Raw genomic sequence first — 13,597 nt, 5'->3', positions numbered from 1 at the left:
GGCCGTTCAGCGAAGCAACCGCGACAGGAAGGCCTGCGTCTCCGCGTCGACGGAGTAGATCAGCGTGCCGGCCATGCCGCGGGTGAGGAGCACCTTGTAGGTGTTGCGGATCAGCCCCGCCGCCTCCTCGTCCGTCACGGTCGACGGCTTGAGGGCAGGGTCGTGGCTCTCCTCCCGCCTCGTGACGAGCTTTCCGCCCCTGTAGACAAGGTCGGGGCCGAGGATGACCCCGTTCCAGTCGTACTCGAAGCCCTGCGCGGTGTAGACGCATCCGACCTGCCCGAAACCGCCCGGTGCGGTGGCCCACAGTTCGCTCGGAGGAGCGTCCCCGACCGACCTCTCGCCCTTGACGTTCCAGGGGCGGGCCCAGTCGCCGATCCGCACGTCCGGGACGAGCGACTGTTCCCTGCCCCCGGCGTCCTGGCGCGGGCTGCTCCAGCGCCAGCAGAAGCCCGCGGTCATCCGCGCGCTGCGCCCCTGCTCATGCTGAGACCGTAGTAGCGCCTCCATCTCCTGCGCGGATTCCGCGAGGGAGACGGCGAAGTCATCGTCGCCCGTCCACGCCTGCTCGGGCCCGTTGTGAAGCCCGAGCAGCGTCAGCACCCATTCCTCGTACTTGCGGCTCCCACCGCACCGGAACTGCTCGTCCAGGGAGACGTGCTGGACGTGCAGGCCCTTCGACTCGGCGTGCCCGCGGATTTCCTCCAGCGTGCCCATTTCCCCGGGCCGGACGTTCTGCTGGCCGTCGAGGAGGAACACAGGGACCCGGGCCGCGTCGATCAGCTCGTCGACCTGCGGGCGCCCGGTGCGCAGACGGGCGGCCGTGAACCGGTTCGCCGACTCCTTGCGGATGCGGTGAGCCTCGTCGCAGATGAGGACGTCGATGCCGTTGCGGTTCGGCCTCCATGAAGTTGTTGAAGTACTTGAACAGTTCCTTCGTCTGCCGGGACCCTTTGGCGACATGCTTGCGCATCGTCTGGGTGAAGGATTTGGAACCCGTCGCGTGCAGCACGGAGAGCCCTCGCGCGGACAAGGTGCCGAGAAGGGAGAGCGCGATCACGCTCTTCCCGCTGCCGGGCCCGCCGGTGATCACCACGACGGTCTTCAGGTCCTCCTTGCGCGCCTTGTCGACCGCGTGCAGGACGATCTCGTACGCCAGCCGCTGTTCGTCCAGCAGCACGAACTGGTCGCGATCGCGGATCTCCTTCGCGGCGTGCTTGAGAAGCTGCTTGGAGGGACGCACCTCGCTGCCCAGGAAGCGGTCGGCTGCGGTGCGCCCCGGTGCGGGGGCGAACCGGTCCCGCAGATAGTCAACGAACGCCCCGCGAGTCGACTGGGTGAACAGGCGCGTCCGGTCGTCCTGGACGGCGTCGTAGAGATCGGCGACGTCTCCCCGGGCGGCGTTGTGCAGGTACGCGACGGCGTGCAGGGCGTCGGGCTTCTCGGCCAGTTCCACAAGGAACCCATAGATGTAGTCGGTGTAGCCCTTGGCTTGCAGGGCCGGGTGCAGCTTGGGTTTCCCCGTCATGTTGTGGACCAGCACGCGGCTCGGATCCTCGTCCCACACCTCGGCGTGGCTCCACTGCTTCAGTTCGACCACCACGTACGCGTCGCCGCCGGTGCGCCGATCGACCCCCGCGAGCACCACGTCCGCGCGCTTACTGGTCAACGGCAGCTTGTACTCGATGAGCATCTCGACCTTGCCCAGCCCCGCCTCGGTGAGGTCCTGGGCGAGGATCGGGAGGCTGCGTTCCCAGGACCGCACCTCGGACGCGGAGACCGAGATCCCGTCCCTCATCTTCAACTGCTCGGCGAGGACCTGCGTGAACCTTTGCTCGGCGGGTGACAGCAACGACTCGGCGGTACGACGGAAAACCGTCAAGGGACCTTCCCCCAGGCAGCACGAAAATTTCGTGCGGTATGGGGGCATGTCCTGAGCCCGCGCTCACGCGGGACGAAGGAAGCCCGTCGGGCCGCAACTCCTTACCGGGAGAGGCTATGCGCGATCCCTGACATTTCTCACGGCTTTATCGGTGGTGCCTTACGCGCCGACCCGCGGTATGTGGCGGCGTCGTACCGGCGCTCGCTCTCATCGAGCTTGGCGTGCGCCGCCTCCGCCAGATCGATCCCGAGGACGTCGGCGAGACGGGTGAGGTAGATGGCGACGTCGCCCAGCTCCGCCCGTAGCCGCCCGGCGGCCTCGGCGTCCGCCATCACCGACGCCGACTCCTCGGGCGTGAGCCACTGCAACTCCGCGAGCAGCTCACCGACCTCACCCGCCAGCGCCATCGCGAGGTTCTTCGGCGTGTGGAACTGCTCCCAGTCGCGCGCCGTCGCGAACTCCCGCAGCCGAGCGGCGAGCCTGCCGTCATCATGCATCCCGCAAGGCTAGACGCCCGCCGCGGAGACCGGCGGTGACGGTGGCCTTCATTGAGCGGGCCACGCCGAAGCTGATGACGCGAGGGCCGCCCGGGCCGAAGAGGACGTTGCCGGGTTGAAGCCGCGGTGCACGGGCTGAGGTCACTCGTCACGCGGTCGGCCGCGTCGGCGGGGGAAGGAGGCGATCAGTTCTCGGAGGCGGGGGGACATCTCGGTGGGGAGGGCGTCGAGGGGGAACCAGCGGGCTTCCAGGATTTCTGATGTGTCGAGGTGGAGTCGGCCGCCGGTCACTCGGGCCTCGTAGTAGACCTCCACCCGGAAGCGGAGACCGCTCGCGAGGTGGACGGGCGGTCCCTCGACTTCGACCGTCAGGGACGTCTCCTCGCGGATCTCGCGGGCTACGGCGTCCTCCAGGCGTTCGCCGGCGTTGACATAGCCGCCGGGTAGGCCCCATGCGCGGTAGGCAGGCCAGAGCCGGTGTCGCAGCAGGAGGATTCGTCCCTGGTCATCGTGGATGATTCCGGCGGCGTAGACCAGGAACGTGTGGTGCCTCAGGCGGGCGAGCCGCCATTGTGCGCGGCCGCCCAACTGTTTCCACAGGCGTGCCAGCAGCCGGGGGAGCAGCGGGCCGTGATGATCGGTGGGCCGTCCCTTCGGCGGGCGTGTATTCGTTTTCACGTGGGCGGCCACCTGTTTCCGTAATGCGATCTTCGCCGCGGACGGGCTGGGCGATCTCCATTGTGCTGGTTCCCGGCCGTCGCGCCGGCCGTCGACTCCGGTCGGGGGCGCCTGGGGCGGCCGGCCGCCTGGGAGGCAGGGGAGCGTGGAGGGCCGTCGGAGGGGTGCTCTGACGAGCGCGGGAGGCAAATGTGGCGTTTGTTGGGTGCGGGGTGCTTTGCCGAACTCGCTGCTAATTCCGGACGGGCGCAAGTTACGGTTCCGGAGGATTGAAGGCGGCAAGGGCGAAATCTGACAAAGATTGTTGATCAGAACGTTAGCTCCGCGGAATGGCGGGAGGGGTATAAAGGGGAGACCCATTTCGCCTCCTCGTCCGGAGTTCAGATGCGCCTCTCCCGCCCCTGTCTGATCGCGTTCGGCGCGGCGACATTCGCCGCCGGCTCGTTCACCTGGCCCGGGTCCGCCTCGGCGGCCACCACGAACTACGTCGCCCTCGGTGATTCCTACTCCTCCGGTACGGGTGCGGGGGCTTACGATCCCGCGAGTGGGTCATGCAATCGCAGCGCGAACGCCTATCCGAAATTGTGGGCCGCAACGCACGCGGCGGGCTCGTTCAAGTTCGTCGCCTGCTCGGGTGCGACGACGGCCTCGGTCACGGACGGGCAGCTCAGCGCGCTCGGCTCGTCCACCACACTGGTGAGCATCACGGTCGGCGGGAACGACGCGGGATTCTCGGACGTGATGCTGACGTGCGTGCTGCAGTCGGACTCGGCGTGCGTGAACGCGGTGAACAACGCCAAGACCTTCGCGAAGAACACATTGCCCGGACGGCTGGACTCGTTGTACTCGAAGATCGAGTCCAGGGCGCCGTCCGCGCAGGTCGTGGTGCTCGGGTACCCGCGGTTGTACAAGATCGTGGACGTGTGCGTCGGGTTGAGCAACACCAAGCGCACCGCGCTCAACGGCGCGGCCGACACGCTGGACTCGACCATCGCGTCGGCGGCGGGGCGCGCCGGCTTCACCTGGTCCGACGTGCGGGACGAGTTCGCCGGGCACGAGCTGTGCTCGGGCCAGGACTGGCTCAACTCGGTGACCGTCCCGTTCGAATCGTCCTACCACCCCACGGCGAAGGGGCACCAGGGTGGATACCTGCCCGCGTTCAGCGGCTCCGTCAAGGCGCCGGTGCACGCGAATTCCTAGACCAGCGGGTCGAGGGGGCGGGCGCGATCGCGTCCGCCCCTTTCGGCGTCTCCGGCCCTGTCCTGCTCAGACCGAGGGGTCGCCGGCGCGACGCTCAAGCCCGGTTGGTCCGGCGACGCCAGTAGGCGACGGTCACCGCGGCCAGGAGTGGGCCCCACAGCACGAGCGGCGCGTAGGCGGCGATGGCCAGTACACCTTCCCAGCTGTGGAAGTTCAACGGGTTGTCGCCTTGGACGGGACGCCCTTGCATGGTCCGTCCTAGGGGCATGGTGATGGCGGCCACCGTCCACAGCAGCGTCAGGATCGTGGCGCCCAGGGCGGCGGGGATGACGGCGCCGAGCGGCGGCACGGGACGTCCGCGCAGGAAGGGAACCCAGCGGGGGAACACCTCGCCCCAGGTGGAGACCAGCCCGACGGCGGTGAAGGCGAGGGTCTCGGACAGGGCCGACAGGAGCACCACGTACATCTCGATGGGCAGCCAGGACGGAAGGTTCCCGCCGTCCTGGAGGTCGTCGGCCCCCGCGATGATCGGCACGTGGAAGGTGATCCCGACGATCCGCCACAAACTGGACGGCAGTACGAGGAGGGGGATGGCGAAGGCGGTGATCTGCGCCCAACGGGGGACGCCGGCGACCGGGGTGTGGGCGGCCTTCCAGGCCGTCCGCGTGGTGGCGAGGGTGGTCATGGATCCGAAGATCGCATGGCGTGCGGGCCGGGTGATCGCCCCAGGGAGGGAACCCGCTCCCCCGGAAGGGGGAACGAACTTACTATGTAAAGGTCAGCGGCGGAGCGTCCGGCAGGCGAACACCCCCACCGGGACCGGCGCCCAGAACGTGATCGCACGGAACAGCAGGACCGCCTGGAGGGCCGGACCGGCGGCGATGCCCAGGGCGGCGAGCGCGGCGACGAGGGCGGTCTCGGTGGAGCCGACGCCGCCGGGGGAGGGGATCGCCGAACCGGCCGCGGCTCCCACCAGGTAGGCGGCCAGCAGGGCGAGGACGTCCCCGGGGCCGGTGGTGGTGCCGGGCACGGCGAGCACGCTGAGCGAGAACGCCAGCCCGAGGACGAGCGTGGTCGTCGCGGACGCGCCGAGGGTGACCGCGAGGTCGCGGGGCCGGCGGCACAGGTCGGCGAGGCCGTCGACCGCGCGTCCGACCGCGGCGGAGCGGGCGGCGCGGCGGCCGGTCAGCACGGCCGCCGGGATCAGTACCCCGGCGACGATGAGGAGCGGGACGGGCTGGACGAGACCGGCCGCCCGCGCGGCGTGGTCGCCGAGGGCGTCGAGCATGCGGTCGTTTCCGCCGCCGGTGCCGAGGACGGCGCCCATCAGCAGCAGGTCGGCGGGCAGGCCGGCGACCTGGAGCACGGTCACGGCGACCGCGGCGCGCGGGAGCGGCAGCCCGCGGCAGACGAGGTAGCGGGTGTTGACGGCGACGGCGCCGAGGCCGCCCGGGGTGATCCGGTTGGCGGCCGCGGCGGTGAACTGCGTGAGCGTCGTCTCGTACAGCGGCAGCGGGCGGCCGGTCGCGCCGCGCAGCGCGACGGCGGCGAAGACGTAGTGCAGCAGCGACAGCAGCACGAGGGCGGGCAGGAAGCCCCACCGCAGGTGCCGGATCGACGCCGCGGCCGGGCGCAGCGGCCCGGTGCCGAAGACCACGATCGCGACGGCGGCGAGTCCCGTCAGGAGCAGGCTCGCGACCGCCCAGCGTATGCGGGGGGTCGGCGAGGGGGTGTCGGTGGTTGCCGCGGCGTCGCCGCCAAGGTCGGGGAGCCTGGCGGGCGCCGCGTGTTCAGCGCCGGCGGTGATCGTCTCCACACCCTATTTGTCGACCTTTTGGCTGAAGGGTATGCGACCGCGGGCTGCCTTGGAGCGGAACGTGCCATGGGGGGTTGGTGGCGGATGTCGGTGGACCCGCCGGAGCGGGTCCACCGGGTGACGTCAGGCGGTCCAGCGGGGGTCGCGTCCGAGAAAGTGGAGGAGTGCGGTGACGTCGTCGCCGTCTCCTTCGATCGCGGCGGCGTAGGCGCCGTACTGGCGCAGCGGCTCGACGATCTCCTTGGCGACGGTGAGCAGCTCGCGGGCGAGGTCCGGGGTGAGCGGCGACGGTTGGCCGGTGGCCACGGCGATGTCCCAGGCGTGGACGCCGGCGTCGAGCGCGGCGGCGCCGGCGCCGATGCGCGGCGGGAGGGCGTTCGGCGGGACGGGCACGGGCACGGTCTCGGCGTCCTCGCCGATGGTGGCCCAGGCGGCGGCGCAGGCGGACAGCATCGGCTCCAGGAAGGCGCCCGGCTCCCCGGCGATCGTCCCGGACGGTGCGAACGGGTTGAAGTCGGGGCCAGGTTCGCCGGTGATGGCCGCGGCGAAGGCCAGCTGGTCGCCGGCGGCGTGCTGGACGACCTGGGTGACGTTCCATTCCGAGCAGGGCGTGGGTCGCGTCCATCCGTCGGCGGGGACGCCTCGGACGGTGGTGCGCAGGGCCTCGTGTGCGGTGTCGAGCACGTTCCAGCCGGATGTGGTGATGTCCATCGACGCTTCTCCCTTGGTGTGGCGTGTGAGATCAGTATAGCAGAACGGAATGATTCGTTCCACTCGGGGAAGTTTTCCGGATCGGCGCGCCGCTTTGGGCACCGTCATTGATTCTTTTCACACTATGATTAAGAAGAATTACGTTAGGTGACCGTCGCCTGATGGGGGAGAGTGACGACCATGACCAGCGCCCACCAGCGACTGGGCGAGCGCATCCAGGACTTCCGCGGCGCCAGGGGCAAGCGCCGTGCGCGTCCCGCCCAGGCGCCGGGGACCCGAGCGATCGTGCTGACCTGCAGCGACTACCTGGCCATCGCCGAGCATCCGGAGATCAGCGGTGCGATGATCGCCAGCCTGCGGGCGGCGGAGGGCGCGGCGCCGATGCCCGGCCCCTACCTGCCCGACGATCACCCGCAGATCGAGCTGGGCAGTGGCTTCGCGCGGCACATGGACGCCGGCGCCGGGGTGCTGTGCCCGTCCGGGTGGGCCGCCAACACCGGGCTGCTCCAGGTCGTCGCGGGCCCCGACGTCCCCGTCTACCTGGACGTCCTGGCGCACATGTCGCTGTGGGAGGGCGCGCGGGCGGCGGGGGCCGAGATCGCCTACTTCCGTCACAACGACCTGGAGCACCTGCGGCGCCGGATCGAGGTCGGCGGCTCCGGCGTGATCGTCGCCGATGCCGTCTACAGCACCGACGGTTCGGTATGCCCGCTGCGCGGCCTGGTCGACGTGGCGCGCGACCACGGCTGCCTGCTCGTGGTGGACGAGTCGCACTCGCTCGGCACGCACGGCGAGCACGGTGAGGGCCTGGTCGCCGCGCTCGGTCTCGCGCACCGTGTCGACTTTCGTACCGCGAGCCTGGCCAAGGCCCTGCCCGGTCGGGCGGGGCTGATCGCCTGCAACCGTCCGGACTTCGTGGAGTACTTCAAGCACACGGCGTTCCCGTCGGTCTTCAGCACGACGCTGCTGCCGCACGACATCGCGGGCCTCGCGGCGGCGCTGGAGGTCGTCCGGCAGGAGGGGTGGCGGCGGGAGCGGCTGCACAAGGTCACCGGGCGGCTGCGCCGCGGCCTGACCGCGCTCGGCTATGACCTCGGTGCGGGTGACACGCAGATCATCGCCCTGCACGCCGGGTCGGAGGCCGACGCGATGCTGCTCCGCGACGCGCTGGCGAGCCGCGACATCTTCAGCGCCGCGCTCTTCCCGCCGGCCACGTCGCTGCGCCGCACTCTGGTCCGCCTGTCAACGCACGCGGGCCTCAGCGACGATGACGTGGAACGCATCCTGGTCGCCTGCCGTGAACTGTGCGACAAGGTAGCGATGCCCGCATCTCCCCACCGCGCCTGACGGCCGCGAGGCGGTCCGGCCAGGTGGGCCTCAGCCGGAGAGCTCCTCGGCCAGAGCGGCGGCGAAGGCGTCCACGTCGTCTTCGGTGAGGTCGAAGGAGCACACCCAGCGGACCTCGCCGGTCCGCTCGTCCCAGGTGTAGAACGCGAACCGCTTGCGGAGCCGCTCCGCCACGTCCGCCGGCAGGACGGCGAACACCGTGTTCGCCTCGACCGGACGGACGATCTCGACCCCCGGCATCCCGCCCGCCGCGCCCGCGAGGCGCCGCGCCATCGCGTTGGCGTGCCGGGCGTTGCGCAGCCACAGGTCACCGTCCAGCAGCGCGATGAGCTGCGCTGACAGGTACCGCATCTTGGACGCCAGCTGCATGCCGGTCTTGCGCAGGAACGCCATGCCCCGCACCGCGTCCGGGTTCAGGACGACGATCGCCTCACCCAGCAGCAGCCCGTTCTTGGTGCCGCCGAACGACAGCACGTCCACGCCGGCGTCGGTGGTGAACGCGCGCATCGGCAGGTCGAGGGCCGCGGCGGCGTTGGCGATCCGGGCGCCGTCCATATGGACGAGCATGCCCCGCTCGTGCGCCGCCGCCGCGACGGCCGCGATCTCCTGCGGCGTGTAGACGGTGCCGAGTTCGGTGCTCTGGGTGATCGACACCGCCGACGGCTGCGCGCGCTGGACGTTGCCGAAACCCGTCGCGTACCGGTCGAGGAGCTCGGGCGTCAGCCTGCCGTCCGGTGTCGGGACGGGGATGAGTTTCAGGCCGGCGACCTTCTCCGCCGCGCCGCACTCGTCGGTGTTGATGTGCGCGGACTCGGGGCAGACCACCGCGCTCCACCGCTCCGACATCGCCTGGAGCGAGACGACGTTCGCGCCCGTCCCGTTGAACACCGGGAACACTTCGGCGTGTTCGCCGAAGTGCCGTCGCATGACGTCGCGGAGCCGCGCGGTGACCGTGTCGGCGCCGTAGGCGGGCTGGTGGCCGTCGTTCACCGCGGCCAGCGCCGCGAGAACGTCGGGGTGGACCGACGCCTGGTTGTCGCTGGCGAAGCCGCGTGCCGCGAGTCCGTCCGTGCGGTCAGGAGAGGTCACGCCGGGTCCCGTTCACCTCGGCGGCGGGCTGGGCCCACAGCTCCGCGACGGCGTCGGCCAGGTCGTCGACGTGGGTGAACGCGCTGAAGTCGGCGCCGGGACGCTGCCGGCGCATCTCGTCGGTCAGCAGGGCCTCCACGACCAGGATCACGGCGGCCGGACCGGTGTCCGCGGGTGGGCCGCCCTCGGATGGGGCGTTCGCGGAGAGGGCGTCCGCGAACGAGTCGGCCATGGCGAGCGTCCATGCCTCGGATGCCGCCTTCGCGGTGGCGTACGCGGCGGCGTTCTGCTTCGGGTGCTGTGCCGCGTGCTGCGACACGATCGCGAACCGTCCGCGTGGCGCGGCGCGCAGGTGCGGGTGGAAGGCGAGGGTGGTGTGCTGCACCGTGCGGACGAGCTGGTCGTGCAGGAAGGCCCAGTCGTCCAGGTCGGTGTCCTCGAAGGGCGTGCCGCCGCGCCAGCCGCCCACCAGGTGGACGAGCCCGTCGACCCGCCCGTGGCGGGCGGCGACGTCCGCGGCCCACGCGCGGGTGGCGGCGGCGTCCAGCAGGTCCACCACGGCGGGGGAGACACGGTCGTCGTTCCAGTCGAGGGGGCGGCGGCCCGCGGCGACGACGTGCGCGCCGTCCACCGCGAGGCGCCGTACCACCGCCTGCCCGGCGGCGCCGTTCGCGCCGGTCACCACGACGACCCGCCCGGTCCCATCTTCGCTGCCCGCAGACTCCGTCATGCGCCCATTCTTCCGGATCACCACGCCGGCCGGGACCCGCGGGCGGCCCGGCGGGTCGGGGGTGCGGGGAGTCCAGTGTTCAGGGGAGTCCAGGGTCAGGCGGGGCGGTCGGTGATGTGCTCGGCGGGGAGCGGCTGGGCCGGCTCGGGAACCGGGTCGGGCACCGGGGCGGGCGGATCGGCGGCGCGGACGCCGGTACGGACGCGCAGGGCGTCGACGTCGTCGCCGAGCCTGGCCAGGGTGGCCTGAAGGTCGCGCCAGAGCCCGGCGCGCTGCTCGGTCTGCGCGAGCTTGGCGCGCAGGTCGCCGATGCGCTGCTCGGCGGCGTCGAGGCGGGCGCGGTTCCCGGCGGTGTCGCGGCCCGTGCGGATGAGGCTGGTGGCGACGGCGGCCAGGTCGCGTTCGGTGTCGTCCATCCGCTCGTCGAGGCGGGGGAGCAGGCGGTCGTTGAGCTGGGCGACCAGTGACTCCAGCTCGGTGCGCAGTGCGGTCAGCTCCGCATCACGGGACTGCACGGTCTCCTCGAGCGTGCGTATACGCTCTGCGTACGAGGGGAGGAGCCGCCCGAGTTCCGCCGACCGTTCCAGATCCCGGCCCAGTCTCGCGAGCAGGCGCATGCCCTCGGACATGCCCACCCGCAGCTGGTGCTCCGCCTCGGCTGCGGCGCGGCGGACGAGACCCGGGATCACGGTCATGATGCTCCCCCCAGGGGTTGGTGGTCGGATGCCCCCTAACTCTAGGCGAACTGGCATGAAACGGTTCATGTACTTTGCGTGTCGTTCTGTGGAACGGCGTGTTTTCGGACACCGTCCGGGCGCCGCCCCAGCGCTGTTCGGACGGACATCGCGCCGCACGTGCACAGTCCCCGCAGGACGATGAGGCGGGCGCGGTCGGCGGTGTAGTCCGTCCGGCTCAGAGCCGGACGGACGCGCTGACAGGTCAGGCACAACATGCTCTTCCTCCCCCTGGCGCCGGGAGCGCCGATGGTCGGCCTGCCCCGCCCGCCCCGCGCGCATTCCCCCCGGACGCGCGCGGGGCGGCGGAGCCCACAGGATGGTCCTCTGCCTCCCGGCGTGGGGGTACGGTAGGCGGCCGTACGTTGCATACACGTTGCGACCATGTCATCACCGATGGTGTCCGGTTCCGGGCCGGTCAGGTTCGCCGGAACCGGTTGCGCCGCCATCGTCCTAGGCCGATCCTCGGATGGGCCGAGTGTTCTCTGTCCGGGGAAAGGGCTGATGGTGGTGCACGATCAGGCCGCGCCGGCACCGCACGCGTGCCGCGAGCCGAAGGACCTGGTACGCAGGCTCGCTCTCGCCCACGAGGCGGCGCACGCACCGGGGCCCCGCCGGGGACGGGACGTGGGCGGACGGCCCGACGCGAGCCCCGCCGCCCGTCCACCGATCGCCGAGTCGTGGCGGCGCTCGCGGGAGGCCGGTGTTGACGCCGGGGTGCGCGCGGCGCCGCTGGTGTTCGACCGCGACACCCTCGCCGACGCGCGCGTCGCGCACCCGCTGGATCCGCACCTGCCGCTGCTGCGCGACCTGCTGCGCGGCCTCGCCGACGAGTCCGACCACCTGATGGTGATCGCCGACGAGTCGGGGCACGCGCTGTGGACGTACGGGCCGCCGGCCGTGCGCCGGGCGGCCGACGCGGTCGGGTTGACCGAGGGGTTCTGCTGGTCGGAGGGGACCATCGGCACCAACGGCATCGGTACCGCGCTGGCCACCGGGCGCCCCGTGTACGTGTACGCCGCCGAGCACGTCGCGCATATCCTGCACCGCTGGTCGTGCGCCGGCGCCCCGATCACCGATCCCGACTCCGGGCGGGTGATCGGCTGCATCGACGTCAGCGCCATCGCGGACACGCTGCACCCCGCGACGGTCGCGCTCGTCGCCGCGGCGGCGCGCCTCGCCGAGGCCCGCCTGGAGAACGACATGCGGCTGCGGGACGAGCGGCTCCGCGAACGGTTCCTGCCGCGGCTGCGGGGGCTGTGCGGCGGCGCGCTGCTGCTCACCGCCACCGGTCGCGTCCTCGCCGCCGGGCCGGACGAGTGGCGTGGTCGCCGCCTCGCCGTTCCCGTCCCGGGCGCCACCGTCACCCTGCCCGACGGGCGCGCCGCGGTCGCCGAGCCGCTCGGTGAGGTGTTCCTGCTGCGGATGCCGTCGGGGCGCCGCCCCGTGGTCACCGCCGGGCAGGGCGCCGGCGGCGGGCCGCTGCTCGCGCTGTCGCTGCTCGGCACCGATCAGCCGTCCGCGCGGCTGGACGGCGCGCACCTGCCGCTGACGCTGCGGCACGCGGAGATACTCGCGCTGCTGGCGTTGCACCCCGAGGGGCTGAACGGCGACCGGCTGTCCGCGCACCTGTACGGGGACGAGGGCAGCCCCGGCACCGTCCGCGCCGAGATCCACCGGCTGCGCGTGCAGCTCGGTGACCTCGTCCGCGCCAAGCCCTACCGGCTCGGCTGCGCGGTGGACGCCGACTTCCTCACCGTTCGGCGGCTGCTCGACGAGGGAGACGTCACCGCCGCCGTCCGGCTGTACGGGGGAGAGCTGCTGCCCCGCTCCGACGCGCCCGCCGTCCGCGCCGAGCGCGACGAGCTGGCCGTGCGGGTCCGCGGGCAGGCCCTGGACCGCGGTGGCGCCGACGCGCTGTGGACCTACGCGCAGACCGAGCCCGGGCGCACCGACCTGGAGGCGCTGGAACGGCTCCGGGCCGTCCTGCCGCCGGGGGACCCGCGGTTGCCCACGGTCGTGTCCCGACGCGAGCGCCTGCTCAGCGGCGACTGACCACCGGCGGGTCAGTGACCGACCTCCGGCGGGTCAGCCGGTGGCGGAGCCGGCGGAGGTCAGGTGCGAGCTGTCGTTGTAGCACACGGCGCGCAGGCCGCCGCCGTCGTCGTGCCAGCGGCTCAGTGATGTGTTGCCGACCGGTGCCCGCTCGATGTCCAGGACCTCCCGCTCGGTCAGCTCCTCCACCAGGTAGCGGGTCATCACCACGATCGCGTCATGCGCCACGACCAGCACCCGGCCGCCCGGCGCGGCGGCCTCCAGGTCGCGGTAGAAGCTGCGCAGCCGCAGCGCCAGGTCCGTCCACGACTCGCCGCCGGGCGGGCGGTAGTAGAACTTGCCGAGCCGCCGCAGCCGCTCGGCCTCCGCGGGGACGCGGCGGCGGACGCCGGTGGGGGTGAGGCCCTCCAGGATGCCCTGCTCGCGGTCGCGGAGCCGTTCGTCGATCCGCGGGGTCAGCCCGTCCGGCCGCTGCGGCGCGGCGTAGGAGGTCTGGGCGAGGGCGATCCGGGCGGTGTCGAGGGCGCGCAGATAGGGGGACGTGACGACCATCGTCGGACGCTCGTCCTCGGGGAGCGCGGCGAGCCAGCGGCCGAGCGCCGCCGCCTGCGCGCGGCCCGTCTCCGACAGCGGGACGTCGGCGTCGCGTTCGGTGACGCCGGTCTCCTCGGCGCCGGCGGCGAGCGCGATGCCGTTGGCCACGTTGCCGGTGCTCTCGCCGTGCCTGGTCAGGTTGAGCCACTGGAGGGCGTTCACTCACGCAATGCTGCCACGGTCCACCGGCCCGCCGCACCCGGTAGGCCCGTCCAGAAGGGCCCGCGCGCACTCGATGCGCATTCCCGGGGACGGGCTGTGGGG

General features: G+C 72.0%; 12 protein-coding genes and 1 pseudogene. 3 read left to right on the top strand and 10 right to left on the bottom strand.

What is annotated here, in order from left to right; all coding sequences use genetic code 11:
* Positions 1 to 6: 6 nt before the first annotated feature.
* The 3 genes and pseudogenes from AMA02S_RS13835 to AMA02S_RS43470 all read right to left on the bottom strand — a co-directional run bounded on the left by AMA02S_RS13835 (position 7) and on the right by AMA02S_RS43470 (position 3,057).
* Positions 7 to 1,528, bottom strand: a pseudogene (locus tag AMA02S_RS13835) (DNA/RNA helicase domain-containing protein).
* 491 nt (positions 1,529 to 2,019) lie between these two features.
* Positions 2,020 to 2,379 carry a nucleotide pyrophosphohydrolase gene (locus AMA02S_RS13830; protein ID WP_067457479.1) on the bottom strand — a complete coding sequence of 120 codons (360 nt, stop codon included), beginning with the start codon at positions 2,377 to 2,379 and terminating at the stop codon, positions 2,020 to 2,022.
* A gap of 141 nt (positions 2,380 to 2,520) precedes the next feature.
* Positions 2,521 to 3,057: an NUDIX domain-containing protein gene (locus AMA02S_RS43470; RefSeq protein ID WP_218004954.1), complete on the bottom strand. Its 537-nt coding sequence runs from the start codon at positions 3,055 to 3,057 to the stop codon at positions 2,521 to 2,523.
* A 384-nt stretch (positions 3,058 to 3,441) separates the two neighbouring features.
* Here AMA02S_RS43470 and AMA02S_RS13820 point away from each other — a divergent pair, with 384 nt between their 5' ends.
* A complete protein-coding gene (locus AMA02S_RS13820; RefSeq protein ID WP_067457476.1) occupies positions 3,442 to 4,257 on the top strand; it encodes an SGNH/GDSL hydrolase family protein in 816 nt (271 codons plus the stop codon).
* A 94-nt stretch (positions 4,258 to 4,351) separates the two neighbouring features.
* Here AMA02S_RS13820 and AMA02S_RS13815 read toward each other — a convergent pair whose 3' ends face one another.
* The 3 genes from AMA02S_RS13815 to AMA02S_RS13805 form a co-directional block, all read right to left on the bottom strand.
* Positions 4,352 to 4,942 (bottom strand): hypothetical protein, encoded by a 591-nt coding sequence (locus AMA02S_RS13815; protein WP_067457474.1) that lies wholly within the window; start codon positions 4,940 to 4,942, stop codon positions 4,352 to 4,354.
* A gap of 93 nt (positions 4,943 to 5,035) precedes the next feature.
* Entirely contained in the window at positions 5,036 to 6,073 is a 1,038-nt protein-coding gene (locus AMA02S_RS13810; RefSeq protein WP_067457471.1) for a lysylphosphatidylglycerol synthase transmembrane domain-containing protein, read from the bottom strand.
* 123 nt (positions 6,074 to 6,196) lie between these two features.
* Complete coding sequence (locus AMA02S_RS13805; protein ID WP_067457468.1) at positions 6,197 to 6,784, bottom strand: TIGR03086 family metal-binding protein; 588 nt, start codon at positions 6,782 to 6,784, stop codon at positions 6,197 to 6,199.
* Positions 6,785 to 6,964: 180 nt separating this feature from the next.
* Here AMA02S_RS13805 and cqsA point away from each other — a divergent pair, with 180 nt between their 5' ends.
* Positions 6,965 to 8,131: an alpha-hydroxyketone-type quorum-sensing autoinducer synthase gene (cqsA, locus tag AMA02S_RS13800; protein WP_067457465.1), complete on the top strand. Its 1,167-nt coding sequence runs from the start codon at positions 6,965 to 6,967 to the stop codon at positions 8,129 to 8,131.
* Positions 8,132 to 8,161: 30 nt separating this feature from the next.
* Here cqsA and AMA02S_RS13795 read toward each other — a convergent pair whose 3' ends face one another.
* From AMA02S_RS13795 to AMA02S_RS13785, 3 genes are all read right to left on the bottom strand, one after another.
* Positions 8,162 to 9,220 carry a threonine aldolase family protein gene (locus AMA02S_RS13795; RefSeq protein WP_067457462.1) on the bottom strand — a complete coding sequence of 353 codons (1,059 nt, stop codon included), beginning with the start codon at positions 9,218 to 9,220 and terminating at the stop codon, positions 8,162 to 8,164.
* The gene (locus AMA02S_RS13790) at positions 9,207 to 9,950 is read right to left on the bottom strand and encodes an SDR family NAD(P)-dependent oxidoreductase (protein WP_067457459.1); all 744 of its coding nucleotides are present in this window, start codon (positions 9,948 to 9,950) and stop codon (positions 9,207 to 9,209) included. Before AMA02S_RS13790 ends, AMA02S_RS13795 begins: the two co-directional genes overlap by 14 nt.
* 95 nt (positions 9,951 to 10,045) lie before the next feature.
* Positions 10,046 to 10,645 carry a hypothetical protein gene (locus tag AMA02S_RS13785; protein ID WP_067457456.1) on the bottom strand — a complete coding sequence of 200 codons (600 nt, stop codon included), beginning with the start codon at positions 10,643 to 10,645 and terminating at the stop codon, positions 10,046 to 10,048.
* A 543-nt stretch (positions 10,646 to 11,188) separates the two neighbouring features.
* Here AMA02S_RS13785 and AMA02S_RS13780 point away from each other — a divergent pair.
* The gene (locus AMA02S_RS13780) at positions 11,189 to 12,739 is read left to right on the top strand and encodes a helix-turn-helix domain-containing protein (protein WP_067457452.1); all 1,551 of its coding nucleotides are present in this window, start codon (positions 11,189 to 11,191) and stop codon (positions 12,737 to 12,739) included.
* Between the two features lie 33 nt (positions 12,740 to 12,772).
* Here the strand turns inward: AMA02S_RS13780 and AMA02S_RS13775 are convergent, their stop codons facing one another.
* Positions 12,773 to 13,495 (bottom strand): histidine phosphatase family protein, encoded by a 723-nt coding sequence (locus AMA02S_RS13775; protein ID WP_067457449.1) that lies wholly within the window; start codon positions 13,493 to 13,495, stop codon positions 12,773 to 12,775.
* Between the last annotated feature and the right edge of the window lie 102 nt (positions 13,496 to 13,597).

Origin of the sequence: Actinomadura macra NBRC 14102, assembly GCF_001552215.1 — a bacterium.
Taxonomy (GTDB): domain Bacteria; phylum Actinomycetota; class Actinomycetes; order Streptosporangiales; family Streptosporangiaceae; genus Spirillospora; species Spirillospora macra.
Note: the sequence above shows the minus strand (reverse complement) of the source record. Positions and strands in the feature narration are given on the sequence as shown.

Bases quoted from the DNA above. Each gene is read 5' to 3' on its own strand.
- AMA02S_RS13805 (WP_067457468.1), bottom strand. From the start codon at position 6,784: ATGGACATCACCACATCCGGCTGGAACGTGCTCGACACCGCACACGAG.
- AMA02S_RS13830 (WP_067457479.1), bottom strand. From the start codon at position 2,379: ATGCATGATGACGGCAGGCTCGCCGCTCGGCTGCGGGAGTTCGCGACG.
- AMA02S_RS13780 (WP_067457452.1), top strand. From the start codon at position 11,189: ATGGTGGTGCACGATCAGGCCGCGCCGGCACCGCACGCGTGCCGCGAG.
- AMA02S_RS13815 (WP_067457474.1), bottom strand. From the start codon at position 4,942: ATGACCACCCTCGCCACCACGCGGACGGCCTGGAAGGCCGCCCACACC.
- AMA02S_RS13790 (WP_067457459.1), bottom strand. From the start codon at position 9,950: ATGACGGAGTCTGCGGGCAGCGAAGATGGGACCGGGCGGGTCGTCGTG.
- AMA02S_RS13785 (WP_067457456.1), bottom strand. From the start codon at position 10,645: ATGACCGTGATCCCGGGTCTCGTCCGCCGCGCCGCAGCCGAGGCGGAG.
- AMA02S_RS13820 (WP_067457476.1), top strand. From the start codon at position 3,442: ATGCGCCTCTCCCGCCCCTGTCTGATCGCGTTCGGCGCGGCGACATTC.
- cqsA (WP_067457465.1), top strand. From the start codon at position 6,965: ATGACCAGCGCCCACCAGCGACTGGGCGAGCGCATCCAGGACTTCCGC.